Source organism: Ruegeria sp. CL6 (assembly GCF_056536465.1).
On record NZ_JBQFPR010000001.1, the window covers coordinates 432,698 to 457,918 of the forward strand.

The following is a 25,221-nucleotide window of genomic DNA, read 5'->3' on the forward strand; positions in this document are numbered from 1 at the left end:
GATTTATGTTTGCTTTTGCCCCGATTTTGTAAATTTATCATTCAATAACAACAAGAAAGAACTCGAAAAAACTTCGCAGTTTTTGTCTGGCGCGGGGCTAGTCTCGCAGGTCCATCTCAAAAAACAGCAGATGGCCATCTGCGACCTCGGGCATTTCCGAATAGGCGTCGCGCAAGTGAAACCCCATCGACAGGTAAAGGCGTATTGCAGCCTCCAGCGGCTTTCCCGTGTCCATCCGAATGAAATGGAACCCTTGCTGACGGCAGGTTTCGATTAGATCGCTCATGATCGCATACCCTGCGCCGGTGCCCCGCGCGTTCTCATTCACGAAGACACGCTTGATTTCAGCCACACCGGGTTCAATCGTATGATACATTCCGCACCCGACCGCACCACCATCCCTCAACGCCAACCGAACGCCCCCTGTGGGCGATGCGTGCTCGACCTCAATTGCGTCCATCAAAAGGGCGTATTTCTCACGCGGATAGAACGTCCGCACAATGCGCTGAGATTTTTCGTCCAGCGTCAGCAGGAATTCGCGGTATTCCCAACACAAACGCCGGACCGCATCAAAGTGGTCCGGCGTCTTGGGTTCTATGATCGAAAGCAAAACCTGATCCTCGGCAAATGATACGAGGATCAGCCTAGCATTCAGCGCTTCAGGATCGAAGCCCCGGCGTATTCTGCGACTTCGCCCAGCGACTCTTCGATGCGGATCAGTTGGTTATACTTGGCCAACCGGTCGGACCGCGCCAGCGAACCGGTCTTGATCTGACCACAGTTGGTCGCCACGGCCAGATCCGCAATGGTCGAGTCCTCGGTCTCGCCCGAGCGGTGGGACATGACGTTGGTATAGCGCGCGCGGTGCGCCATATCGACGGCGCGCAGGGTCTCGGTCAGCGAGCCGATCTGGTTCACCTTGACCAGCATCGAGTTCGCGCAGCCACGCTCGATCCCTTCGGCCAGACGCGCGGGGTTGGTCACGAACAGGTCGTCGCCCACCAGCTGTACCTTGTCGCCGATGGCATCGGTCAGGGCTTTCCAGCCGTCCCAGTCGTCCTCGGACATGCCGTCTTCGATCGAGATGATCGGATAGTCTTTAACCAGCGCCGCCAGATACTCGGCGTTTTCTTCGGAGGTCAGCGAGATGTTCTCGCCCGACAGAACGTATTTGCCGTCCTTGTAGTACTCGGTAGCGGCGCAATCCAAGGCAAGGTGGATTTCCTCACCGGGTTTGTAGCCAGCCTTTTCAATGGATTGCAGGATGAAGTCCAGCGCTTCGCGTGTGGACGCAATGTTGGGTGCAAAACCACCCTCATCGCCAACGCCGGTGGCCAGACCCGCTGCGGATAGTTCGCGTTTCAGGGTATGGAACACCTCGGACCCCATGCGCACCGCCTCGCGGATATTCGCGGCCGAAGTCGGCATGATCATGAATTCCTGAATGTCGATCGGGTTGTCGGCGTGTTCGCCGCCATTGATGATGTTCATCATCGGCACGGGCAAAACGCGAGCCGACGTACCGCCAACATAGCGATAGAGCGGCTGGGTCGTGAAATCAGCGGCAGCCTTTGCGGTGGCCAGCGAAACGCCCAGAATGGCATTTGCCCCCAGACGGCCCTTGTTGTCGGTCCCGTCCAGTTCGATCATCGCCTGATCAATGGCGACTTGTTCGGTCGCGTCATAGCCAACCAGTTCTTCGGCGATCTCGCCATTGACGGCGGCGACGGCTTCGAGCACGCCTTTGCCCATATAACGCGCCTTGTCACCATCCCGCTTTTCGACGGCTTCGTAGGCTCCGGTCGAGGCACCCGACGGCACCGCCGCGCGGCCCATCGTGCCGTCTTCCAAAATCACGTCCACCTCAACGGTCGGGTTGCCCCGGCTGTCCAGAATTTCGCGTGCGTGGATGTCGATGATTGTGCTCATGAGGCCGATCCCTGTGGCTGCATTAGGTTGCATGCCTCATAGCATCACAGGGTCAAAAGTAAACCGGTCATGTTATCGCTAACACACGTCAACACCGGTGTTTGCGCCAACGTGCGACGATCCGTCAGGTCGCCGCCACCAATTCTTGCGCCAACTTCCTCTCACGCAGGAACGTATAAAGCCCCGAGCCGATGATGAGCGTGGCCCCCGCCATGGTCATCATGTCTGGCCGCTCTCCGAACATGAACATGCCGGCGGCGATCGAAAAGATCAGGCGTGTATAGCGAAACGGGGTCAACGCCGAGGCATCACCGATCCGCATTGCCGATACAATACCGTAGTAGCCCAGAACACCAAACCCCACCGCGCCTATGAACGGGCCTATCTCTGCCCTTTCAAGGGGCACAAGCGGTTGTGTATTAAGGACAATCAGAGCCAACCCCGCCAGAGTTACCGCCACGTATGCCTGCAGCGCCACCACCGCCGACGCGATGCGCGCGTCCAGCTTGCGAGTGATCAGATCGCGCGCTGCAATCGCCACGACACTGGCCACAACAAACAGGGTTTCTGGCTGGAACCCGGCAAAACCAGGCCGAATGATCATCATCACCCCGACAAACCCGACAGCAATCGCGCTCCAGCGTCGCCAACCGACATGTTCGCGCAAGAAAAGCGCTGCCCCCATGGTGACGACCAACGGCATGGCCTGAAAGACGGCGGCAACAGTGGACAAATCGACCAATGACAGCGCAGTTACGAAAGCCACGGCCCCAAAGCCCTCGCTGGCGGCGCGGATCAGGGGCAACGGCCCCCAAGCCGTCGCGTCTAGAATCCGTTTGCGTGTAACCACAGCCATTGCCGCAAAAGCCAATCCGCAGCATACCCCCAGAAAAACCATGATCTGGCCCGTCGGCACTGTGACCGAGAGATGCTTGATGAACATGTCCTCAAGCGCAAACGCTGCCATCGCACCGATGATCAGCAAAATGCCGTTCACGTTGTTCATTGCTTTTTCCGTAGGAAGCCGCGGCGCAAATAGCCGCCTTTGACTTCACCAAAAGCCGAAGCTGCATCATCAGACAAGCAATATCAGCACGAGACTCATGAAATCCCGTGCGCCCATCGTTCGCATTTCGTGATAAGTCAGTCCTGCTCCAGCGGAACTCCGTACAGTTCCAGCCGGTGCCCTTTCAGCTTATACCCCAGCTTGGCTGCGATTTTTTCCTGCAGCGCTTCGATCTCGGGGTCTACGAATTCGATGACTTTGCCCGATTGCATGTCAATGAGGTGGTCATGGTGATCCCGCTCGGCGTCCTCGTAACGCGCGCGACCGTCGCCGAATTCCAGACGTTCAAGGATTCCCGCTTCCTCAAACAGCTTTACGGTACGATAGACGGTTGCAATCGAGATACCCGAGTCGACTTGGGACGCGCGTGCATACAGTTCTTCGACATCCGGGTGATCTTCGCTCTGCTGCAACACATGCGCAATGGTGCGGCGCTGACCCGTCATGCGCAGACCTTTGGCTTCGCAGCGGGCGATGATCGTATCGGACATGATGACCCTCGGGACTTATTCGGTTCTCTGTCTTAATACGTCTGCGCGGCTGGCGCCACAGGGGAATTTCTTTCTAAGCCACACGCCGCAGGTCGGCCCAGATCGGCAAGTGATCCGAAGCGATATGAGCGGGCCGCGCATCGTGTACGCCATGAAGTGTCGCCTCCAACCCGTTGCCCAGCGCGATCCTGTCCAACGCACCCAAAGGCTGCGCGGCGGGAAAACTGGGAACTGGCGGCAGAAACCTCATGTCGGGGGCCAGATGATCCAACACCGGCTGGCGCGACCATTCGTTAAAATCGCCCGCCCAGACAGTCGGCATCTGGTCAAGATCGTCGTCGAACCGCCGAAGGTGAGTGATCTGTTGACGTCTGGACGCAGGCAGCAGGCCAAGATGCATCCCCATCACCCGCAATGGCCCGATGTGGGTGTCAAACTCAACCCTCACGGCACCCCGCGGCTCTAGCCCCGGCAGATCATGATGACCTTTTTCACGCACTTGAATCGCGTCACCGCGCCAGATGACAGCATTGCCGTGCCAACCCAGACTGCCCGCACCGCCCAGATCGACGATCTTCCAGCCAGCTTCATCCAGCATGAAATGCGGCAGGGCAGCCGGTCGTGGAGGAAGGCGTTTGTCGGCCTCCTGCAACACCACGATGTCGGCTTCCATGCTTTCGATAACCTGCAGGATGCGCTGCGGCTGACGGCGAAAATCAAGCCCCACGCATTTCTGTATATTGTAGCTCGCAATGCGCAGGGTTGAATGAGTTTGCATTTGGACCTGATCAAACATTTCGACCAAGAGTGCCACGATGGTTGTCAGGTGCAACCCCTCGGCGCACGAAAGCCCAAGATTTCCGCGACCAAAGGCCAGCTACGGCACGCCTCGCATGTTCCACTTGATCCGCAACCAATGTTCATTCTATCCCGGCGGCAGGCAGGTTTCGATTGCCGGTTTCCGAGGAATTTCATGGTTTCCAACCCAGTTCAAACGGACAATACAACCCGCGCCAGCATTGTCCTTGTCATCGGCGGAATGATGTGGGGTCTGTATTGGATTCCGGTCCGGTTCTTCTATGACCTTGGCTTGACGGGCCCGTGGCCGGGTATCGCAATGTACAGCGCCGCCCTGCTTGTTCTGATCCCGCTGGTTTGGCGAGAGCGTCTGGCGCTGGCCTCGCAATGGCGCGATCTCGCCCTCAGCGGGATGTTCACCGGGGCAGCGTTCAGCCTGTATTCCCTCAGCCTTGTCTATACGGACGTCGTCCGCTCGATCCTGCTGTTCTATCTCACGCCGATCTGGGGCACGATGCTCGGTCTGTTTTTCCTGGGCGAGCGGCTGGGCTGGGGCCGTTTTGCCGGGCTGGTCTGCGGGATCGGAGGGCTGTTCGTGGTGTTGGGCGGCGACGGCTTTGTGCCATGGCCCCAAAACGCAGGAGACTGGCTGGCGCTGGCGTCGGGCATCTGCTGGGCGCTGGGAACCCTTGGGCTGTATCGGGCCAGCAGTATTTCCGTTTCCGGGCAGGTGTTTGCCTTTGTGTTGGGTGCGCTGATCCTGTCATTCCTCAGCCTCGCCCTAATCCGCGGCCCGGTACTGCCCGCCCTCGCCCAAGGCGACCATCTCTGGGTCCTTCAGCTTGTCCTTCTGTCCGCCCTATACACGCTGCCCATGGTCTATATGACGATCTGGCCCGCGACCAAGCTGTCCCCCGCGCGGGTCGGCATCCTGTTGATGAGCGAGGTTGTTGTTGGAATCGCCTCTGCCGCTGCTTTTTCGGGCGAACCCTTTGGTTTACGAGAACTGTTGGGTGCTGTCCTGATCGTCAGCGCGGCAGTCTTGGAAATCGTGCGCAAATAACCACGAACGCTTACGTCCCGCAGAACGTCGCATGCACCACTTCGCCCTGCGTCGGCGGGCGTTTGAGGTCGGCCTCATCGGGTTGATCCTTAAATGGCTGCGCCAGAACCCGGTTCAGGCGGTGGAACGGGCCATAGTCACCCTGCACAGCCGCCTGGATCATTTGCTCGACCCGATGGTTGCGCGGAATGAAGGCGGGGTTCGCCGCGGCCATGACCGGGAATGGGTCTTCTTCCCTCTGCAACCGTGCCTTCCAGCCCTCGGCCCAAGTGTCAAAAGCGTCCGGGTCCGTAAAATGATCGCGGGCTGTATCGCTGCCCAGCGCGCGGAACGTGTTGGTGAAGTCGGCCTGACCTTGCGCCATGCGCACCAATAGATCGGTAATCAGTTCCACATCGCCGTCTTCCGAGGTCGACAACCCCACTTTGGACCGAAAGCGCGCCTGCCAATTCTCTTGCAGCAGATCAGGCATGGCGTGAACAATCTCGGTCGCTTCTTCAACCGCGGCCTGCTTGTCCTCGATCTGCTGGATCAGGGCGGTTGCAAGCTGCGCGGCATTCCAAACGGATATCTCTGGCTGATTGGAATAGGCGTAGCGGCCCATGCGGTCGATCGAGCTGTAGACCGTGTTCGGGTGGTAGGTGTCCATAAAGGCGCAGGGTCCGTAATCTATGGTCTCCCCGGCGACCGAGCTGTTGTCGGTGTTCATAACGCCGTGAATGAAGCCCACGCTCATCCAAGCGGCGATCAGCTCGGATTGTTTCTGGACCACGGCGCGCAACAGACCCATCGGCCCCTTGGCCTGAGGGTAGTGCCGCTGAATGGCGTAGTCCGTCAGTTGGCGCAGGCTGTCGAAATGGCCGCGCGACGCAAACACCTGAAACGTCCCCACGCGCAGATGGCTTTGTGCAACCCTTGTAAGCACGGCCCCGGGCATCGGCCCTTCGCGCAGAACGACCTCTCCGGTTTCAACCGCAGCCAGCGCCCGCGTCGTTGGAATGCCCAGCGCATGCATCGCCTCGGATACAACGTATTCCCGCAAAACCGGACCCAACCAAGCCCGCCCGTCGCCCTGACGGGAAAACGGTGTTGGCCCCGACCCTTTGAGCTGTATGTCCCGGCGTACCCCGTCGATCCCGACGGTCTCACCCAACAGCACGGCGCGACCGTCACCAAGTTGCGGGTTGTAGTTCCCGAACTGGTGCCCGGAGTAAAGCTGCGCGATCGGCTCGGACCCTTCGGGCAGTATGTTTCCGGCAAACGCCTCGGCCATTTCATGCACATCACCCGGAGTGACGCGCAGAACACGCGCAAGGTCTTCGTTGAACGCAATCAGTTGCGGTGCACGCACGGGGATCGGAGCCTGCCGCGCGTAAAAGCTGTTGGGAAGCTGGGCATAGGTGTTGTCGAAGGGGATCATCAGGGTCATGCGGCAAACATATTCCTGATCCGGCCGAATACCATAGCGGATCACGCAAACCCGTGCATAATCATCCCCAACCACGAGGCGCCAATGACCGCACAAGACATCATCGACCACCTGAAACTGCAACAGCACCCCGAAGGCGGCTGGTTTCGCGAAACCTGGCGCGCGGATAACGAAGGCCGCGCGACGGGCACCTGCATCTATTTCCTGCTGACAGAGGGCGAGCGCAGCCACTGGCACCGCGTCGACGCGACCGAGATCTGGCTGTTCCACTCCGGTGCGCCGCTTATCCTATCCATCAGCGACACAGACACCGGACCAGCGGTGGATCATATGCTGACCCCGGACCTTGCCCAAGGCGCGCCCCAACTGATTGTGCCTAAAGGCCATTGGCAAGCCGCCCGTACCACCGGGGACTACACCTTGGTCAGTTGCACCGTGTCTCCGGGGTTTGAATTTGACGGTTTTGAACTGGCCGACCCCGGCTTTGACATTCCTCGCGGTTAAAGAATGGACCACCGCGCGCTCATAGCCTCGATTCCGCCGGAGGAGAAAGATCGCCTGCAAGAACGTTCCGACATCGCAGGCTTGCGCCACCTTTCCCTCTATGCCCTGCTGCTTCTGGCTACCAGTTCAGGCATTGCCTTTCAGGTTCCGCTCTGGCCGCTTCTGCTGCTGCCTCAGGGACTGCTACTGGTGTTCCTGTTCACGCTCAGCCACGAATGCACCCATAAGACGCCCTTTCGCACCGGCTGGCTGAATGACGCGGTTGGTCATCTTGTTTCGTTGCCTATTGCCCTGCCCTTCACGTGGTTTCGGTATTTTCATCTAGCCCATCACAAATGGACCAATGACCCGGACAAAGACCCGGAACTGGACGGCAAACCCAGACCGGAACGCTGGCGCGATCTGGCAATCTACCTCAGCGGCTGGCCGTATTGGAAAGGCATGGCGCTGGCTCTCTTTCACAATGCGATCGGAAAGATCGACGCGCCCTACCTGCCCGGGCGACAGCACCGCGCCATGCGGATAGAGGCGCGCGTTTTGCTTGGCCTCTATACACTTGCTGGCATCAGCTTGGTTTTCACACCGGTTCTGTTCTGGCTCTGGCTTTTTCCGGTCCTAATTGGCCAGCCATTCCTGCGCCTTTACCTGTTGGCCGAACACGGCCTCTGCCCGCCGGTCGCCAATATGCTGGAGAATTCGCGCACCACCTTCACCAACCGCGTAGTCCGGTTTCTAGCGTGGAACATGCCCTTTCACGCGGAACATCATGCGTTTCCAAACGTGCCTTTCCACCAATTGCCATCCCTGCACGTCTGGACGAAAGCCCATCTTCAAACCACCTCGGATGGGTATGCTGAGTTTACGGCAGACTACGTGCACGCGCTGGAGCGCTGATCACCCCACCACCTACCAAAGCCTTGACCCCGGTCGTTCCCGGGCAAGAGGTCGGCAAGCCCTTGGCCACACGCACGGCAAGATAGGCAAACGCCTGCGCTTCCAGCATGTCTCCGTCCAGACCCACGGCCTCAACAGGCTCTACCGGGCAATCCAGCGAGACGCGCAGCATCTCCATCAGTACAGGATTGTGGCGGCCACCCCCGGTGACAAGCACGCGCGTGGGCCGTTTGGGGCAATGCTCCATCCCCTGCACGACGCCCGTTGCGCACATCGCTGTCAGAGTCGCTACGGCGTCAGCGTCCGAAAGCTCTTTCACCAGCCCGATCATTTCCGAAAAATCATTTCGGTCCAAAGATTTGGGTGGCATCTTGTTAAAAAACGGTTCGGCCAGAAACAGTTCCAGCGCGCCCGTCTCGACCGTCCCACCGCGCGCAACTGCGCCGTCGCGATCCATCGGCAGACCAAGCCGCGCCTGCATCAGATCATCCACGGGCGCATTGGCCGGGCCGGTGTCAAAGGCCAGCAGCGCGCCGGGTGCCTCGGGGCCGTCAAAACCGGGGTCTACGTAAGTCAGGTTCCCCACCCCGCCGAGGTTCAGAAAACACACCGGCTCCGTGGCCCCGATCCATTTGGCACAGGCAAAGTGAAAGAATGGCGCCAACGGTGCGCCCTCACCCCCCATCGCCACGTCGTCACTGCGAAAATCCCACACGACGGGAACACCCAACGCCTGAGTCAAACCGTCGCCGTCGCCCACCTGCAACGTGCCCCGCCCACTTGGTTCATGGGCAAGCGTCTGGCCGTGAAAGCCGATCAGGTCGATCTCATCGAATTCGGACAGCACTTCGGCATGAGCAATCGTGACCAGCTCAGCCGCAGCATCGACTTCTGGACCGTGCCAATGACCCAGTGCGGCCCTGAGGGTGGCGCGTTCTTCCTCGGAATACGCGCGATAGCCGCTGGGACCGAACCCCAGAATGCGTACCCCGTCCGTTTCGACCACGGCGGCATCCACGCCATCCAGAGACGTGCCCGACATCGCGCCCAGTGCTGTGACCGTGTCCGATTTGCCAATTACCCGGCTCATGCCTTACCTCTTGCGTCTTTCGCGCCCGTTGGATCAGCGCGTTGGCCACAACCTGCACGGTAACGCGAATACAACGCAAGCCACATCAGACGCACCACGCGCTTTTCCTGCAAAAGGTGCCTTTTCCTTACCACCCCCACCGCCTATACACTGCCCCGCAACACAAACCCAAAGGGCACGGATATGACCTACCACCCCAAATCGGATTTCATCGCCACGATGATCGAGCGCGGCTTTCTCGCCGACTGCACCGATTATCAGGGCCTTGACGACGCGCTGATCAGTGGGGTGCAAACAGCCTATATCGGGTATGACGCCACGGCGCAGTCGCTGCATGTCGGTCACCTGATGAACATCATGGTCCTGCGTTGGCTGCAAAAGACCGGGCACAAGCCGATTACCCTGATGGGCGGCGGCACAACCAAGGTGGGCGACCCCTCGTTCCGGTCCGATGAACGCCCATTGCTGGGCCCGGAACAGATCGACGCCAATATCGCCGGGATGCAGAAGGTCTTTGCCAAGTACCTGTCTTATGACAACAGCGACACCGGCGCGATGATGCTGAACAATGCCGAATGGCTGGACAGCCTGAACTATCTCGATTTCCTGCGCGATATCGGGCGGCATTTCTCGGTCAACCGGATGCTGAGCTTTGAATCGGTGAAATCGCGTCTGGACCGCGAACAATCGCTGTCCTTCCTCGAATTCAACTACATGATCCTGCAAGCCTATGACTTCCTTGAGCTGAACCGCCGCTATGGCTGCGTTCTACAGATGGGAGGCAGCGACCAGTGGGGCAACATCGTCAACGGGATCGACCTGACGCGCCGCGTGCTGGATCAGGAAATCTACGGCCTGACGACGCCGCTTCTGACCACCAGCGATGGCCGCAAGATGGGCAAATCTCAGGGCGGGGCCGTATGGCTGAACGGAGATATGCTGAGCGCCTATGAGTTCTGGCAGTTCTGGCGCAACACCACCGACGCCGACGTAGGCCGCTTCTTGAAGATCTTCACCGAGCTGCCCGTGGACGAATGCGACCGTCTGGCCGCGCTGCAGGGCTCCGAGATCAACGAGGCCAAAATCCGTCTCGCCAACGAGGTCACCACCCTGCTGCATGGGGCTGAGGCCGCAGCCACAGCGGAGGCCACCGCGCGCGAAGTGTTCGAGAAAGGTGGCGTGGGCGACGACCTTCCGACCCTGACCATCGGTGCGGATGAATTGCCAGCCTCGATCGTTCAGTTGATCGTGAAATCCGGCCTGGCCAAGTCCGGCAAAGAGGCCAAGCGCCTGATCGCCGAGAATGGTGCCAAGCTCGACGATGCTCCGCTAACCGACGCGGGGTTGATGATCGACGCGGGCGCGCTGTCCTCACCGATCAAGCTGAGCGCAGGGAAAAAGCGGCACGCGCTGGTTCAACTGGGCTGAGCTGATAGACTAAAAAAAAACGGCCACCCCTTTGGGTGGCCGTAGTTTTTTGAGGCAATGAGCTCTGTGGCGTCAGCGTTTTCCGCCGTTGCCACCGCCATTGCCGTTTCCACCGCCTTGGCCGTTGTTGCTGCCGCCATTGCCAGTTCCGGGACCCGAGCCACCGGTATTGCCGCCGCCGTTACCGGAGTTCCCGCTGTTCCCGTTGCCGTTACCGGGGCCGCCGTTACTGCCACCGTTGCCGTTTCCACCACCTTTGCCGCCGCCGTTGCTGCCGCCGTTGCCGTTTCCACCGCCTTGGCCGTTGTTGCCGCCGCCATTACCGGTTCCGGGACCCGAGCCACCGGTGTTGCCACCGCCGTTACCCGGATTGCCGCCATTGCCGTTCCCGTTGCCGGGGCCGCCGTTGTTTCCACCGTTGCCGCCGCCGTTATCTCCGCCGCCACCGTTGTTTCCGTCGCCGCCGTCGTTGTTTCCGCCGTCGCCGCCGCCGTTGTCTCCGCCGTCGCCGCCACCGTTGTCTCCGCCGTCGCCGCCACCGTTGTTTCCTCCGTCACCGCCGCCGTTGTTTCCGCCGTCACCGCCGCCGTTGTTTCCACCGTCGCCGCCGTCGTTGTTCCCGCCGTCGCCGCCGCCGTTGTCTCCGCCGTCGCCGCCGCCGTTGTTTCCGCCGTCGCCGCCACCGTTGTTTCCGCCGTCACCGCCACCGTTGTTTCCGCCCGGACCGGATCCCGCTCGGCTCACTTGATCGTCGTTCGGGTTTTCCCCCGTATCGGATGCAGCCCCAATCGACGCCGTAGCGAAATCTGTCAACAATGCGGCCAAAGCGGGGCACTGCTCACCAGTAACTGCCAAAGTGGTTTCAAAATCGGATCGCCGCTGCAGGCGCTCAATGAAGCTAGGCGTCACTTGCGTGCAGTCACACAGGACTTGATAATCGCCCGCATTGGCCGCGATCCGCGCCGTTCTCGCATTGCAAACTTCTGGCGCAGCCTGCGCAGTTGTCGCCATCAACGCCCCGACGAACGGGGATACCACCAAGGCTGAAACGCTTGATTTCAGTCTTATCCGCATCATTAATCTCCTTGCGCCCTCAAAACCCAAGTACCTCAGGATCTTCGATTTCAATGTGGAAGCCTCAGATGAAGCGCGGTTAAGCACATGCTGAAATTGCGTTAACTAAAGGGCTCGCCACCACTCATCACAACCAACCAGAACACCAGTTGTGACAGCCTTGGGGCGTCGATATACAATATCTACCCGCGCCACCAATCAAATGTGGTCACAATGTGTCGAAATTAAGGAGAGGTTACCGAAATGCAACTACCCTCAACCGCTGCCATAGTCACAGGTGGCGCATCCGGGCTTGGCGAGGCGACCGCTCGGTACTTTGCCGAAAACGGAGCGCAGGTCACTATTCTGGATCGTGACGCCGAGCGCGGAAAAGAGGTCGCGGCCGAGATCGGTGGGCACTTTGTCGAGACGGATGTGACAGATGAAGCTTCGGTCGCCGCTGCGATTGCTCATGCGACGGACAAGATGGGCCGGATCACCGCTGCTGTGAACTGTGCCGGTATTGCCGTGGGTATCAAGACGGTTGGGAAAGACGGTCCTCACCCGTTAAGCCCGTTCCAACGCACAATCGACATCAACCTGGTGGGAACTTTCAATGTTTCGCGCCTGGCCGCCGAACAGATGGCCAAGAACGCGCCCGAGTCAGACGGCGCGCGGGGTGTGATCATCAACACGGCGTCGATTGCAGCGTTTGATGGTCAGAAAGGCCAAACCGCCTATGCCGCATCCAAGGGTGGCATTGTGGGCATGACGCTGCCGATGGCCCGAGATTTGGCCTCATCCGGTATCCGCGTGATGGCAATCGCGCCGGGAATTTTCATGACGCCCATGCTTGCTGGCCTGCCGGAAGAGGTGCAACAGCAACTGGCGGCGGATGTCCCGAACCCTGCCCGCCTTGGCGACCCACGCGAATTCGGGCGATTGGCCGGCTTCATCGTCGAGATGGGCTATCTGAACGGAGAAGTTATCCGCATCGACGGCGCCCTTCGGATGAGGTGACGTTCAAGCGCCCTCGGCCTTTTCTTCCAGCATCAGCCATTCTTCCTCGGCTGCTGCTAGTTTCTCTTGCCGCTCAACCAGCGCCTCGGTCGCTTTTTGGAACTTGACCGGTTCACGGGTGAACAAGTCGGGATCGGACATGAGTTCTTCGAGCTTACCGATCTCGGCCTCAAGCCGTTCCATTTCGGCTGGCAGCTTCTCCAGACGGTGTTTTTCGGAAAAAGACAGGCCGGATTTGGGTTGAGCTTCCTGCTTCACCTTCGGCTTTGATGGCTTTGTTTTCTCAGTCTTCTTTTCAAAAACGTCACCGCGCTGCGCAATATAGTCGGACCACCCGCCCGCATAAACGGTGGCGCGGCCATTGCCCTCCATCGCGATGGTGGTCGTGGCGACGCGGTCCAGAAAATCGCGATCGTGGCTGACCAGCAGCACGGTCCCGTCATAGTCGTCCAACAGTTCTTGCAGCAAGTCCAGCGTTTCCACGTCCAGATCGTTGGTCGGTTCGTCCAGCACCAGCAGGTTGGACGACTTGGCCATCAGCTTGGCCAGCAGCAACCGTGCTTTTTCTCCGCCTGACAAAGACTTAACGGCGGCCCGCGCCTGCCGTTCATCGAACAGAAACTCCTTGAGGTAGCCGACAACGTGCTTGGGCTGACCGCCGACCATCACCTGATCGGCCTTACCGGAAACGCGCATGTCGGGGTCACCTGTCAGGCTGTCCCAGAGGGTCATTTCAGGGTCCAACTGCGCGCGGGTCTGATCGAATACGGCAATCTCAAGGTTGGTTCCAAGCGACACAGAGCCTTCGTCCGGTTGCTCCTGCCCCAGCAGCATTTTCAGCAGAGTCGTCTTTCCCACACCGTTAGGGCCGACAAAGGCCACCCTGTCCCCGCGTTGGGCCAAAAGATCAAAGTTCCGAACGATCTGTTGCGTCCCGAAAGACTTGGCCAGCCCTTTGGCTTCGATAACTTTTCTGCCAGATTTAGGTCCTGCTTCCAGCGTCATCGCAGCCGAGCCCTGACGCTTGATCTGCGCTGCTTTCTCGGCCCTTAGCGCCTGCAACGCACGCACCCGGCCCTGATTACGCTTACGCCGCGCACTGATGCCTTCGACGGCCCATTTCGCTTCGGATTTGATCAGACGGTTCAGCTTGTGGCGCTGCTGGTCTTCTTCTTCCCAGATTTTGTCGCGCCACGCTTCGAATGCGTCAAAGCCCTGTTCTTGCCGCCGGACAACCCCACGGTCGATCCACAGGGTCGCGCGAGTCAAAGCGCGCAGAAACGCGCGGTCGTGCGAGATCAGGACATAGGCCGCTCGGGTCGCGCCCAACTCGCGTTCCAGCCAGGCAATCGCTTCGATATCCAGATGGTTGGTCGGCTCATCCAGCAGCATCAGGTCGGGCGCTTCGGCCATCAGTTTGGCCAGCGCCGCACGACGGCGTTCACCGCCCGAGGCGGTCTCAACAGCGCGCGAAGGGTCAAATTTCAAACCCTCACCCGCGCGTTCGACCTTGTAAAGCTCTCCGGGTTCCAACCCGCTGGAGGCATAGTCACCCAGCGTGGCAAACCCCTCCATCCCCGGATCCTGCTCCATATAACCCACAGATTTACCCGGAGGAATCACGATGTCACCGTGGTCAGCCTCGACCAGCCCCGCCATGACTTTCATAAGCGTCGACTTGCCGGATCCGTTCCGCCCGACCAGAGCGACGCGGTCGCCCGGCTGAACCACCAGATCCAGCTCCGAAAACACCGGGTCACCCCCAAAAGTCAGGGAAATACCGGCCATCTGCAACAAAGGAATTCTCGCCATATCCGCCAGCTAAACCGGCAGGGCCAAGGCGTCAACGACGATTACCCGACAACCGCGCGCAACAGCCGCTTTCGCGCCGGGGGAATCGCCCCGATCTCAAGCCCGGTAAAGACGTGGAGTGTATTCATGTGGCGATCGACAACCGCGTGATCGCTGACCCAGCCGCCCATCATCAGATATGTGCGCAGCAAAGGCGGCATCCGCCGCATTGCCTTTTTCGCATCAGGCCGGCGTCGCAGGCGTGCAGCAAAGCGGAACACATCGGGCGCTTTCACGCGGGGCAACCAGCGCTTTGGGGCCAGATGGCGATGTTTCAGCATGGCAAAGGCGTCCAGATACTCGGACGTTTCCGTCCCGGCGAAGGATGAGCAGCCAAACAGCATTTCCACGTTGTTTTCGTCCACATAGGCGGTCATTGCCCCCCATGCGACGCGCAGGATGTCAGGGTCAGTCCAATCAGGATGTACGCAGAATCGCCCCATCTCGACCATGCGCCCGGTGAACCCTTCAAGCGCCGAGAGGTCATAGAACTGGGCGGAATAGCTGCGCCCAACCTCGGACCCCTGATCCATCGTCAGCATCCGAAAGCAACAGACCAGTTGCCCGCCAGCCCGCGTATCTTCGACCAGAATATGTGCGCACAGCGGATCGAAACCGTCCTGATCCACCTGTTCCGTTCCAAAGGCCAGCGTCCGCAGTTCCTGAGCCGCCGCAATATCCTGCGGTGTTTGCGCCAGACGTGCGCGGTACCGGCCCTTGCCGAGCAATAGTGCCATGGTCGCACCTCCGCGGTTGCAGACCCGTTTCATCTTGCCGCGTGGCTATCACACTATGTGTGACCATCGTGTGACTGCGACAAGAACTGGCTACAAATTAATTGGTCGCGCCGGGAATGTTCGCTGGGTTGAAGTTGCCAATGTTTCCAAGCAGCTGCCGCAGGAAGCCACGACCCTCGATACTGGAATCCGTCACACGGCGATCCAACTGAACGACCACTCCGTCCTCAAGCCCGAAACGCTCGATGTTGCGCACGACACCGCGCTGGTCAAAGCTAATCGCGACCAGTTGACGCTCAACGACTTCGGGGCGCTTGGGCCCGTAGTGACGAACTTTAGAGCGCACGTAATAGTAACCGGAATCACGAACCACACCTGATGAGCTAGGCGCACCGACGGCCTCAACCACACTTTCGCGGGTATCCACGCCAACTTGGATCTCGGCAAGCTCCTCGGTGGTGGGAACATAGCCGTGATTCTCGAAAACAGGCGTACACGCACCGGCAACGGCCAGACAGACCCCAAAGGCAAGCGCTTTGGACGCTGGTTTCAACCTGTTCACAACCTTCAACATTCACACCCTCTTGCCTTGGCCCCTTGCGGACCCTATCCGATTACATCAAACCGCAGCCCCGGTTCAACACAGGAAAGGGTCACGAATGAGCAACCAGACATCTCTGCGGGTCGCCGACCTGCCGCAGAACGCCCCAACCATGTTCGATTTGCGTCCGGACTCCAAGATTCTGGACTCGATCAAGGACGATCTAAACCTGCTTGGACTGCGCAAGTTGACCTTTGTGGGCGAGGTTCGCGCCCAAGGCAAGCGCGATTGGGGTTTGAAAGGCAAACTGGGCGCGACGGTCATTCAGCCATGTGTTGTGACGCTGGAACCCGTAACGACCAGAATCGACGTGCCGGTAACTCGTGTGTTCCTGGCGGATTGGTCAGACCCGGACGAAGAAGAGTTCGAGATTCCCGAAGGTGACGAATCCGAACCTCTGGGGCCAGAGATTGACCCCGCTCAGGTTATGATCGAGGCGCTGTCACTCGCTCTGCCGCAATACCCGCGCAAGGAAGGTGCTGAACTGGAACAGGCCGACTATACAGAACCGGGCAAACAGGCGATGACCGACGAAGACGTCAAACCCTTTGCCGGGCTAGCCGGTTTGCGCGATGCGATGAAAAAAGACGAGTGACACGGGTCTGATTTCCTGTCATAGCACGCCCTCAGAAAAATCGCTTGAACATGTCGAGAATCGCAGTATTTTCGCGCGCTCATCGGAATTTGGGTTGGACATTGCGGGGCTGGTCCCCTAAACGCGCGTCAAACCACGAGAAAAACGAAGAATGAAACCCGGCCCACAGCGAATCTGTTGGCCCTTAGTAGACAAAGGTTGAGACCATGGCTGTCCAACAGAACAAAGTTTCCAAGTCGCGCCGCAACAACCGCCGCGCACATGACGCTCTGGTTGCTGCAAACCCGAACGAATGCCCGAACTGTGGCGAGCTGAAGCGCCCGCACCACGTCTGTGCGTCCTGCGGCCACTATGATGACCGTGAAGTCGTCGCTCAGGCCGACGAAATCGACCTGGACGAAGACGCGGCCTAAGCCTTTCAACGTACAGGCCAAGGCATGACAGAACAGCCCAAGCACGCCGGACGGATTACCATTTCGGTTGACGCAATGGGCGGAGATTCGGGGCCTGCCACAGTGGTGGCAGGCATTGCTCAGTCAGCAAACAAAAACCCCGATATCGCGTTTGTCCTGCATGGGCCCGAAGCCACGTTGCGCAAACTTGTCGCAAAACGGCGTGTCCTGAACGGGCGCGTCGTTTTTCGTGATTGCCCTGATGTGGTCACGATGGAGGACAAGCCCAGTCAGGTTGTCCGCAACGGCAAGCAGACCTCGATGTGGTCTGCACTGGAATCGGTACGGCAAGGCGAAGCGCACGGAGCGGTCTCTTGCGGCAACACCGGGGCGCTTATGGCGCTGTCGATGATGCGGCTGCGCAAACTGCCGGGCGTGAACCGCCCGGCAATCGCGATTCTGTGGCCTTCTCGCAACCCGCAGGGCTTTAACGTAATGCTGGATGCCGGCGCTGATGTGCGCGCGGACGCCAAGGATTTGCTGCAATACGCATTGATGGGTGCTTCATACGCACGCAACGGCATGGCGCTGGAACGGCCACGGATCGGCCTGCTCAATGTAGGCACCGAAGAACACAAGGGCCGGGCCGAGCTGAAAGAGGCCCATGCAATGATCGCGGATTTCGCGGATCAGGCCAGCTTTGATTTTGTGGGCTTTGTCGAAGGCAGCGACATTCCCGGCGACAAAGCAGATGTCATTGTAACCGATGGGTTTACCGGAAACGTCGCGATCAAGACTGGCGAAGGCACTGCAAGCCTGATCGGTGATCTATTGCGTGAAGCGTTCAAGTATTCCCCTCTGTCCCGCTTGGCTTCGGTCCTTGCGATCACGTCGCTGAACCGCCTCAAGAAACGCATCGACCCGCGCCGTGTAAATGGTGGGGTTTTCCTTGGCCTCAACGGAACCGTCGTCAAATCTCACGGCGGCGCGGACGCGACCGGAGTTTCAGCAGCGGTCAAGCTGGCCTTCACTTTGGCTCAGTCGGGCTTTGCCGAAAAATTGGCGGCACGGGTTGCATCCACAGCCGAGCTTGCACAAGATGCCGCGCACGCACCGTCGAAGGCGGGCGAATAACAAAAAAGGCAGTACCTCAGAATGGCAGGCCGTTCAGTTGTTGTAGGTGTCGGACACTATTTGCCAGAGCGCGTTGTTCCGAACTCCGAATTTGAAAAGACGCTCGATACATCGGACGAGTGGATCAAGACTCGCTCGGGTATCGAACGACGCCATTTTGCCGCAGATGATGAAACGACGTCTGATTTGGCCACCAACGCCGCCCAAGCCGCGCTGAAGGATGCGGGGCTGACGGCGGATGACATTGACGCCATTGTCGTTGCAACGTCCACAGCCGACCTGACCTTTCCTTCGGCTGCAACGATGGTGCAGGCAAGGTTGAACATGACCAAGGGGTTTGCCTTTGACGTTCAAGCGGTTTGCGCGGGATTCGTTTTTGCACTGAGCAACGCAAATGCCTTGATTCTGTCCGGGCAGGCCAATCGCGTTCTGGTGATCGGCGCCGAGACCTTTTCGCGAATCATGGACTGGTCGGACCGATCGACCTGCGTTCTGTTTGGTGACGGAGCGGGCGCGCTGATCCTCGAAGGGCAAAATGGTGAAGGCACATCGCAGGATCGTGGCATCCTGGCGACTGACCTGAATTCGGACGGTCGCTATAAGGACCTGCTGTACGTAGACGGAGGCGTTTCGACGCAAACGACGGGCCATCTTCGGATGCAAGGCAATCAAGTCTTCCGCCATGCCGTTGAAAAACTTACAAAAACTGCCGAAACTTCATTGAAAAAAGCAGGGCTGGAAAACTCGGATGTGGATTGGATTGTTCCCCATCAGGCCAATATCCGCATCATTCAGGGCACAGCCAAGAAAATGGGGCTGCCAATGGAACGCGTCGTCGTGACGGTCCAGGATCACGGAAATACGTCGGCCGCGTCGATCCCACTTGCCCTATCGGTCGCCAAGCAACGGGGCCAAATCAAGCAGGGCGATCTGATCGTGACCGAGGCAATCGGAGGTGGATTGGCCTGGGGCTCGGTCGTCCTGCGGTGGTGACAAGCGCAAAACGGCTTACACACCCTCTCGCAATTCATTGATATTGACAGTGAATTTCCCCCCGCCATACTCTATGGCATCAACAGGGGAATAGGCATGGGCGACAAAACACTGACCCGAATGGATCTGAGCGAGGCCGTCTTTCGTGAGGTTGGCCTTTCACGCAACGAAAGCGCACAACTGGTTGAGAGCGTTTTGAACCACATGTCCGACGCACTTGTGCGCGGCGAACAGGTCAAGATCTCGTCTTTCGGCACATTCAGCGTTCGGGACAAGACTGCTCGTATCGGCCGCAACCCCAAAACCGGCGAAGAGGTTCCGATACAGCCGCGCCGCGTGCTGACATTCCGCCCGTCGCACCTGATGAAGGATCGCGTCGCCGCCGGGAACCGCAAGTAAGATCAGGGCGGCAGTGTCATGAGCAAGTCCCCCGACGCATTTCGCACGATCAGTGAGGTTGCGGATTGGCTGGGCGTTCAAGCTCATGTTCTGCGATTCTGGGAAAGCCGTTTCAGTCAGGTCAAACCGGTAAAGCGCGCGGGTGGCCGCCGTTATTACCGCCCCAATGACATGCGGCTTTTGGGCGGCATCAAAAAGCTGCTGCACGAGGACGGAATTACCATAAAGGGCGTTCAACGCATCCTGCGTGAACAAGGCGTGTCGCATGTCTCGTCACTGTCTCAGAGTCTGGACGAGCCAGCTCAACCAGACCCGACCCCGCGTGACAGTGTCGTTGTTCCCTTCGCGACGAAACCCACCCCCGCTCAGGAACAGATCGCGTTGGATTTGGGGGGAACCAAGCCGACCGACATTCCACAGGTTGAGCCAGCCGCCGCTGCGCCTGCAGCCGAGGCAACAGCGACCACGACACAGGTTGCCGCAGCCGCCCAAAGCCCAGAGCCGGGCCCGTTAACCGGGGCAGCATTGGTTCGCGGAATCGCGTCTCAGGCTTGGAGCAAAACAGATTTTGACGAAGAACTTCTGCGTCAGATCGCGCCGGTCGCGAAAGAGCTGCGCGCCGTACTTGATCGAATTGAGAGCCGATCGGCGGGATAAGAAAAAAGGCGATGATTTCCTCTTGCCCCTGCCGGGAAAGTCTTTATGAACACCCCAACGTCGGGCTATGGCGCAGCCTGGTAGCGCGTCCGTCTGGGGGACGGAAGGTCGCAGGTTCGAGTCCTGCTAGCCCGACCAAATTACACCGACGTTTATGGCAGACAGGCCAGATCCCGCTCTGGCATCAGGGGGGATCGGAATGACAGGCGTATGTCCAAACCAACAGATCGAGGGCATGATTGCGCGCGGTGAGATTACCGCCGAGCCAGCGATCATCGACCCGCAAGTGCAGCCAGCCAGTCTGGACCTGCGCTTGGGAACAGTAGCTTACCGCGTGCGCGCATCTTTCCTTGCCGGTGAAGGGCGCTCGGTCGCCGACCGTCTGGCCGAGTTCGAGATGCACCGGATAGATATCAGCGATGGCGCGGTTCTGGAAAAAGGCTGCGTTTATCTGGTTCCGCTGATGGAATCGCTTGCCCTGCCGGACAGTATCACCGCAGTCGCCAATGCCAAAAGCTCGACCGGGCGACTGGACCTGCTGACCCGCACCATCACCGATGGCGGGACAGAGTTTGACCGGGTGCCCGCCGGGTACACTGGCCCCTTGTATGCCGAAATCTGCCCCCGCTCTTTCTCGGTCCTTGTGCGGCCCGGAATGCGGTTGAATCAGATTCGATTCCGCGAAGGGCAAGCTGTCCTGAGCGACGCGGAACTGACTGCGCTGCACAACGACTCGCCACTTGTCGATGGCCCTGCCGTGATTCAGGACGGCTTGGGTTTTTCGGTCGATCTGCAACTGCCAGACACCGATCTGGTCGGCTATCGCGCCAAACCGCATACTGGCGTGATCGACCTCGACCGGATTGGCGAATACGACCCACAGGAATACTGGGAGGAAGTGCGCACCACCGATGGTCGCATCATCCTTGATCCCGGTGCATTCTATATTCTGGTTAGCCGCGAGGCGGTCCATATTCCGCCCATGTATGCGGCAGAAATGGCGCCCTATCTGGCTATGGTTGGCGAATTCCGCGTGCACTACGCCGGTTTCTTCGATCCCGGTTTCGGACACGCCGCTGCCGGCGGCGCAGGATCGCGCGGTGTTTTGGAAGTGCGCTGCCACGAAGCCCCCTTCGTGCTGGAACACGGACAGGTCGTCGGGCGGCTGGTCTATGAGAAAATGGCCGAAATGCCCACGCAGCTTTATGGCGCGGGTATCGCCTCAAACTATCAAGGGCAAGGCCTGAAACTATCCAAGCATTTCAAAGCAGTAAGCTAGAACTTCATGAACCGGCGCATCTGACGGGTCATGCGCCGCGCCTGTTTCATGTTCTGCTTTTGCCGCTGGGCGTTCTGCTGCATGTGGCGTTCTGCACCGGAGTCGTCTTTGGCACCGGGCGCGTCGGCAGAGTTTCGACCAATCCGGCTTGCCATGTCAAAGCCCTTGTCCACGCCCTTGTTGACCAGACGGCGCATGACTTGACGTACGATCATATCGATCATTCGATTGGCATTCATTGCTCAACTCCGTTTTCTTAGCCCCAACATAGACGATTGGCACCGTGGTAAAAGAGGTGAACGATCACTCTTCCTCGAACAGCTCTGTCTGGTCCTCATCTTCTTCGTCGCCCTGCCCCTCGCCCAGCGGCATGGCACCCGGCGGTGGGCGGTTTTCCAGCAAACCAGCAGCGCGCAATTCCTTGAGACCCGGCAGATCCCGCGCGTTTTCCAGACCGAAGTGGTCCAGAAACTGCGGCGTCACCACGAAAGTCACAGGTCGCCCGGGTGTCATGCGGCGACGGCCAAGCCTGATCCACTCCATCTCAAGCAGTTGATCAATGGTGCCGCGCGAAACCGAAACACCACGGATTTCTTCGATCTCGGCCCTCGTGCAAGGTTGGTGATACGCGACAATCGCCAATGTCTCGATCGCTGCACGGCTGAGCTTTCGCGTCTCAACCGTCTCTTTCTGCATCAGAAAGCCCAGATCGGCGGCGGTGCGGATCGCCCAAGCATCCCCTACACGGACCACGCGAACGCCGCGCCCCTCATAGCGTTTCTGAAGCAATTCAACCGCTTGCGCCGCGTCGCTGCCATGGGGCATCCGGGCCTCAAGATCGGCAATCGTCACGGGTTCGGCGCTGGCGAACAGCACGGCCTCGACCATCCGCTCCTGTTCGGCCAGCGGAGGAGCCTCGAACAGGGTGCCGGTGCCTTCGTCTTCGGGGGCGTCAGTCACGTGTTTCCGTCCTCTTACGCAGGTGGATCGGGGCAAAAGTCTCGCTTTGCTTGATCTCCATATGTCCTTCTTTCACCAACTCAAGCGAGGCCGCAAAGGTCGCGGCTGTGGCCGAGCGTCGGCGCACCGGGTCCGCGTCCCAGCCGTCAGGCAGGTAGGTTTCCATATCCGTCCATGTTCCGGCAAAGCCGATCAGGGGGCGCATCCGTTCCAGCGCTTGTTCCATCGTAAAGACGGCGTCGCGGTCCATAACAAAGGGGCGGAACTCATCCCGGGTGCGGATACGGGCATAGCCCTGCATCAGATCCAACAGCGTGGCAGAGTAAGTCACAGTGCGGATACGCGTGATATCCTCGCCCTGCCCGCGTTTGAAAAAATCGCGCCCCAGTTGGTCCCGCGCCATCAGACGAGCGGCGGCGTCGCGCATCGCTTGCAGCCGCTCCAGTTGGAAAGCCAGGTGCGCGGCAAGCTCCTCGCCCGATGGTCCTTCGTCGTCCGGGTCGGGTGGCAGCAACAGACGGGATTTCAGAAAGGCCAGCCACGCAGCCATAACCAGATAGTCAGCCGCCAACTCGATCCGCAGCGCACGCGCCTTTTCGACAAAAGCCAAATATTGCTGCGCCAGGGCCAGAACCGAGATTTTCCGAAGATCAACCTTCTGCGTCCGCGACAGAGTCAGCAAGACATCCAACGGGCCTTCAAACCCGTCGACATCAACGATCAGGGCTTCGGCCGCAAGGCGATCCGCGACCGACGCCGGGTCTTCGCTGAAAAGCTTATCGTTCATACACCTGCCCGCCCATTAGGGCAGATAGTTCAGCCTCAGCCGCAGGGATGTCAAGTTCCGCTGGCTTCTGCCGCATCGACAGCGCCTTTTCCGCGCGGGATTGTGCCCGGTCGGTCATTTCTCCGGCGGCCTCCAGCACGCGCGCTCGGGCATCGAACGATCCGTTGCAATGCAAGACGACGTCACATCCAGCCTTCAGCGCCTGACGCGCGATGTCCTCTGGTGCGCCGCTCAGAGCCTTCATCGAGATGTCGTCAGTCATGATCAGCCCGTCAAAACCAATTCTGTCGCGGATCAACTGGATCATCACGGAGGAAATCGTCGCAGGCTGAGGATCAATCTGATCATAGACCAAATGAGCGGTCATACCCATCGGCAGGTCATTCAAGGCCCGAAACGGGGCAAAGTCGTCACGATCCAACGCATCCAGAGGCAAATCCACTTGGGGCAGATCATGATGGCTGTCCATGGTTGAAAGACCATGGCCGGGCATATGCTTGATCACGGGAAGCACACCGCCATCAAGATGCCCTTTGGCAACCGCTCGCCCAATTTTGGAAACCTCATTCGGATCAGAGCCATAGCAGCGGTTTTGCAGGAAAGGATGAGTATCCTCGCGCGCCAGATCGACCATGGGGGCACAGTTGCTGTCGATCCCCAGCTCAAACAGTTCCTGTGCGATTAGCCGATACCGCAGATACATCGCACGCTCGGCCTGTTCGCCAGAACGTGTGGTATGATCCAGTGGTGGCATCCATTCACGCGCAATCGGGGTCCGCAGGCGCTGCACGCGGCCACCTTCCTGATCAATGGTAATGGGGCAATTACGGCCTACCGCCTCGCGAAAGTCATCGCAAAGGGCACGCACTTGATCTGCCGTGTCGATATTGCGGCCAAACAAAATGAACCCAAATGGGTTCATTTCGCGGAACAGGCTCTTTTCTTCATCCGACAGGCGCAAGCCCTCGGCGTCAGAGATCGCAGCGCCAAACGTCAACGGGCAGCAACCGGGATGCAGTCCGCGCCTTGCGCCTGCAATGCCGCGCAGAACTGGCGAGAGTCGCTCAGATCATCAAAACCCAGCACGCGCAGGCGGTAAAAGGTGCGTCCACCGCTTGAGGTTCTCTGGATAACGCGCTGTTTTCCATCCATATACTCGCCAAACCGACCATTCAGGCGATCCCATTCGGCGCGGGCCACATCCGAACTTTCATACGCACCAAGCTGGGCAAGGCGTGTGCCCTTTGACAATGCGTCAGGGTCCACATCCAGACCAACCGCCGCCTTGACGGCAGCGTTGATTGCGTTCTCGGTCGAACTGTTCGGCGTAATCCCTGCCGGAGTCGTCCGCGCCGGTCGCGTAATCGGACGCAGGGATCGCCGAACGCCGGGCAAAGCCGCCAGTTCCGGGTCAGGCTGCTGTGCCGCCAGATCAGCAGGATCAATCGCAGGTTCTTCTTCCGGCGCGACAAGTGAGGCCAGTTGCACGCCCTGCTCTACCGGTTCATCGGCGGCGGTATTTCCATCCGCCAGTTCTGCAACCAGCGCATCCACTGCACTCTGACGCATTTGGGCGGCTTCCTGATCGGAAATCTCTTCCTCGACCAGATGCACGGCCTTTGTCGGCGTCAGCGACACGACCGGCGTATCTTCGTCCGTCAGCGATACCGGGCGAGGCGCGAGGATCAGGCGATCAGCAGGTGGCGCAGCACTGCCAACGGCCGCAACCGCATTGACAGCCAACCCCTGATGATCAGCAGGTGTTCCGCCGGGGTTTTCGGGCTGAATCCGCATCGGACCTTCCAGCGCCCTCACAACGGGCACGCCACTCACGTCCCGCATAACTAGCTTGTAGCCCCAAACGCCGATACCAGCGACCAAAGCCAGGGACGCTACCGCTCCAAGCGTGTTGACGATACGCCCCAGACCCAAAGCGCGTGGCGCCGCATCATATCCGTGCATTTCGTCTGAGTACTCAGCCCCATCCTGAGTATGAGGTTGATTCGTATAATGCATCTGCTCGGGGCGCATGTGCCCCGAGTAATCGTAATTCGCCATGTCCGCCTCACTG

Annotated in this window: 28 protein-coding genes and 1 tRNA gene; 13 read left to right on the forward strand and 16 right to left on the reverse strand. The window is 59.3% G+C overall.

What is annotated here, in order from left to right; translation table 11 throughout:
• Positions 1-97: 97 nt before the first annotated feature.
• The 5 genes from ACR0LH_RS02140 to ACR0LH_RS02160 form a co-directional block, all read right to left on the reverse strand.
• A complete protein-coding gene (locus ACR0LH_RS02140; protein ID WP_480719474.1) occupies positions 98-610 on the reverse strand; it encodes a GNAT family N-acetyltransferase in 513 nt (170 codons plus the stop codon).
• 41 nt (positions 611-651) lie between these two features.
• Positions 652-1,929: a phosphopyruvate hydratase gene (gene eno / locus ACR0LH_RS02145; RefSeq protein ID WP_480719475.1), complete on the reverse strand. Its 1,278-nt coding sequence runs from the start codon at positions 1,927-1,929 to the stop codon at positions 652-654.
• A 124-nt stretch (positions 1,930-2,053) separates the two neighbouring features.
• The gene (locus ACR0LH_RS02150) at positions 2,054-2,935 is read right to left on the reverse strand and encodes a DMT family transporter (RefSeq protein WP_480719476.1); all 882 of its coding nucleotides are present in this window, start codon (positions 2,933-2,935) and stop codon (positions 2,054-2,056) included.
• A gap of 137 nt (positions 2,936-3,072) precedes the next feature.
• Positions 3,073-3,486: a Fur family transcriptional regulator gene (locus ACR0LH_RS02155; protein ID WP_170382884.1), complete on the reverse strand. Its 414-nt coding sequence runs from the start codon at positions 3,484-3,486 to the stop codon at positions 3,073-3,075.
• A 73-nt stretch (positions 3,487-3,559) separates the two neighbouring features.
• Entirely contained in the window at positions 3,560-4,264 is a 705-nt protein-coding gene (locus tag ACR0LH_RS02160; protein WP_480719477.1) for an endonuclease/exonuclease/phosphatase family protein, read from the reverse strand.
• Between ACR0LH_RS02160 and ACR0LH_RS02165 the strand changes: the two genes are divergently transcribed.
• The gene (locus ACR0LH_RS02165; RefSeq protein ID WP_480719478.1) at positions 4,253-5,347 is read left to right on the forward strand and encodes a DMT family transporter; all 1,095 of its coding nucleotides are present in this window, start codon (positions 4,253-4,255) and stop codon (positions 5,345-5,347) included. The genes ACR0LH_RS02160 and ACR0LH_RS02165 overlap by 12 nt on opposite strands.
• 10 nt (positions 5,348-5,357) lie before the next feature.
• Here ACR0LH_RS02165 and ACR0LH_RS02170 read toward each other — a convergent pair whose 3' ends face one another.
• A complete protein-coding gene (locus tag ACR0LH_RS02170; RefSeq protein ID WP_480719479.1) occupies positions 5,358-6,776 on the reverse strand; it encodes a protein adenylyltransferase SelO in 1,419 nt (472 codons plus the stop codon).
• 84 nt (positions 6,777-6,860) lie between these two features.
• Here ACR0LH_RS02170 and ACR0LH_RS02175 point away from each other — a divergent pair, with 84 nt between their 5' ends.
• Together ACR0LH_RS02175 and ACR0LH_RS02180 are read left to right on the forward strand one after the other, a co-directional pair.
• Complete coding sequence (locus tag ACR0LH_RS02175; protein ID WP_480719480.1) at positions 6,861-7,280, forward strand: cupin domain-containing protein; 420 nt, start codon at positions 6,861-6,863, stop codon at positions 7,278-7,280.
• A gap of 3 nt (positions 7,281-7,283) precedes the next feature.
• On the forward strand, positions 7,284-8,174 hold the full coding sequence (locus ACR0LH_RS02180; protein ID WP_480719481.1) for a fatty acid desaturase: 891 nt from the start codon (positions 7,284-7,286) through the stop codon (positions 8,172-8,174).
• Here the strand turns inward: ACR0LH_RS02180 and ACR0LH_RS02185 are convergent.
• Entirely contained in the window at positions 8,140-9,264 is a 1,125-nt protein-coding gene (locus ACR0LH_RS02185) for an anhydro-N-acetylmuramic acid kinase (RefSeq protein ID WP_480719482.1), read from the reverse strand. The genes ACR0LH_RS02180 and ACR0LH_RS02185 overlap by 35 nt on opposite strands.
• Positions 9,265-9,447: 183 nt before the next feature.
• On the opposite strand from ACR0LH_RS02185, the gene tyrS reads away from it, so the two are divergent.
• Positions 9,448-10,692, forward strand: coding sequence for a tyrosine--tRNA ligase (tyrS, locus tag ACR0LH_RS02190; protein WP_480719483.1), 1,245 nt, complete (start codon positions 9,448-9,450; stop codon positions 10,690-10,692).
• Between the two features lie 72 nt (positions 10,693-10,764).
• On the opposite strand, the gene ACR0LH_RS02195 is transcribed toward tyrS, so the two are convergent.
• Entirely contained in the window at positions 10,765-11,766 is a 1,002-nt protein-coding gene (locus ACR0LH_RS02195; protein WP_480719484.1) for a hypothetical protein, read from the reverse strand.
• A gap of 243 nt (positions 11,767-12,009) precedes the next feature.
• Between ACR0LH_RS02195 and ACR0LH_RS02200 the strand changes: the two genes are divergently transcribed.
• Entirely contained in the window at positions 12,010-12,765 is a 756-nt protein-coding gene (locus tag ACR0LH_RS02200; protein ID WP_480719485.1) for an SDR family NAD(P)-dependent oxidoreductase, read from the forward strand.
• A gap of 3 nt (positions 12,766-12,768) precedes the next feature.
• Here ACR0LH_RS02200 and ACR0LH_RS02205 read toward each other — a convergent pair whose 3' ends face one another.
• From ACR0LH_RS02205 to ACR0LH_RS02215, 3 genes are all read right to left on the reverse strand, one after another.
• A complete protein-coding gene (locus ACR0LH_RS02205; protein WP_480719486.1) occupies positions 12,769-14,577 on the reverse strand; it encodes an ABC-F family ATP-binding cassette domain-containing protein in 1,809 nt (602 codons plus the stop codon).
• A 41-nt stretch (positions 14,578-14,618) separates the two neighbouring features.
• The gene (locus ACR0LH_RS02210) at positions 14,619-15,353 is read right to left on the reverse strand and encodes a GNAT family N-acetyltransferase (RefSeq protein WP_480719487.1); all 735 of its coding nucleotides are present in this window, start codon (positions 15,351-15,353) and stop codon (positions 14,619-14,621) included.
• A gap of 97 nt (positions 15,354-15,450) precedes the next feature.
• Positions 15,451-15,927 (reverse strand): outer membrane protein assembly factor BamE domain-containing protein, encoded by a 477-nt coding sequence (locus tag ACR0LH_RS02215; protein ID WP_170481465.1) that lies wholly within the window; start codon positions 15,925-15,927, stop codon positions 15,451-15,453.
• Between the two features lie 85 nt (positions 15,928-16,012).
• On the opposite strand from ACR0LH_RS02215, the gene ACR0LH_RS02220 reads away from it, so the two are divergent.
• From ACR0LH_RS02220 to ACR0LH_RS02255, 8 genes are all read left to right on the forward strand, one after another.
• Positions 16,013-16,549: a DUF177 domain-containing protein gene (locus ACR0LH_RS02220; protein ID WP_170413660.1), complete on the forward strand. Its 537-nt coding sequence runs from the start codon at positions 16,013-16,015 to the stop codon at positions 16,547-16,549.
• Between the two features lie 206 nt (positions 16,550-16,755).
• Positions 16,756-16,962 (forward strand): 50S ribosomal protein L32, encoded by a 207-nt coding sequence (gene rpmF / locus ACR0LH_RS02225; protein WP_008756996.1) that lies wholly within the window; start codon positions 16,756-16,758, stop codon positions 16,960-16,962.
• 24 nt (positions 16,963-16,986) lie between these two features.
• Complete coding sequence (plsX, locus tag ACR0LH_RS02230) at positions 16,987-18,075, forward strand: phosphate acyltransferase PlsX (protein WP_480719488.1); 1,089 nt, start codon at positions 16,987-16,989, stop codon at positions 18,073-18,075.
• Positions 18,076-18,096: 21 nt separating this feature from the next.
• Positions 18,097-19,068 (forward strand): beta-ketoacyl-ACP synthase III, encoded by a 972-nt coding sequence (locus ACR0LH_RS02235; protein WP_480719489.1) that lies wholly within the window; start codon positions 18,097-18,099, stop codon positions 19,066-19,068.
• A gap of 96 nt (positions 19,069-19,164) precedes the next feature.
• Positions 19,165-19,467: an integration host factor subunit alpha gene (ihfA, locus tag ACR0LH_RS02240; RefSeq protein WP_008755922.1), complete on the forward strand. Its 303-nt coding sequence runs from the start codon at positions 19,165-19,167 to the stop codon at positions 19,465-19,467.
• An 18-nt stretch (positions 19,468-19,485) separates the two neighbouring features.
• Positions 19,486-20,124, forward strand: a complete 639-nt coding sequence (locus ACR0LH_RS02245) for a MerR family transcriptional regulator (RefSeq protein ID WP_480719490.1) — start codon at positions 19,486-19,488, stop codon at positions 20,122-20,124.
• Positions 20,125-20,185: 61 nt separating this feature from the next.
• A tRNA-Pro gene (locus ACR0LH_RS02250) sits at positions 20,186-20,262 on the forward strand.
• A gap of 61 nt (positions 20,263-20,323) precedes the next feature.
• Positions 20,324-21,403 (forward strand): 2'-deoxycytidine 5'-triphosphate deaminase, encoded by a 1,080-nt coding sequence (locus ACR0LH_RS02255; protein ID WP_170616530.1) that lies wholly within the window; start codon positions 20,324-20,326, stop codon positions 21,401-21,403.
• Here ACR0LH_RS02255 and ACR0LH_RS02260 read toward each other — a convergent pair.
• From ACR0LH_RS02260 to ACR0LH_RS02280, 5 genes are all read right to left on the reverse strand, one after another.
• A complete protein-coding gene (locus tag ACR0LH_RS02260) occupies positions 21,400-21,642 on the reverse strand; it encodes a hypothetical protein (protein WP_480719492.1) in 243 nt (80 codons plus the stop codon). The two genes, ACR0LH_RS02255 and ACR0LH_RS02260, sit on opposite strands and share 4 nt — an antisense overlap.
• Positions 21,643-21,706: 64 nt before the next feature.
• The gene (scpB, locus tag ACR0LH_RS02265) at positions 21,707-22,363 is read right to left on the reverse strand and encodes an SMC-Scp complex subunit ScpB (protein ID WP_170564850.1); all 657 of its coding nucleotides are present in this window, start codon (positions 22,361-22,363) and stop codon (positions 21,707-21,709) included.
• On the reverse strand, positions 22,356-23,150 hold the full coding sequence (locus ACR0LH_RS02270) for a segregation and condensation protein A (RefSeq protein WP_480719493.1): 795 nt from the start codon (positions 23,148-23,150) through the stop codon (positions 22,356-22,358). The genes scpB and ACR0LH_RS02270 overlap by 8 nt, the downstream gene beginning before the upstream one ends.
• Positions 23,140-24,147, reverse strand: coding sequence for a beta-N-acetylhexosaminidase (nagZ, locus tag ACR0LH_RS02275; RefSeq protein WP_480719495.1), 1,008 nt, complete (start codon positions 24,145-24,147; stop codon positions 23,140-23,142). Before nagZ ends, ACR0LH_RS02270 begins: the two co-directional genes overlap by 11 nt.
• Positions 24,144-25,208: an SPOR domain-containing protein gene (locus ACR0LH_RS02280; RefSeq protein ID WP_480719497.1), complete on the reverse strand. Its 1,065-nt coding sequence runs from the start codon at positions 25,206-25,208 to the stop codon at positions 24,144-24,146. The genes nagZ and ACR0LH_RS02280 overlap by 4 nt, the downstream gene beginning before the upstream one ends.
• Positions 25,209-25,221 lie beyond the last annotated feature (13 nt).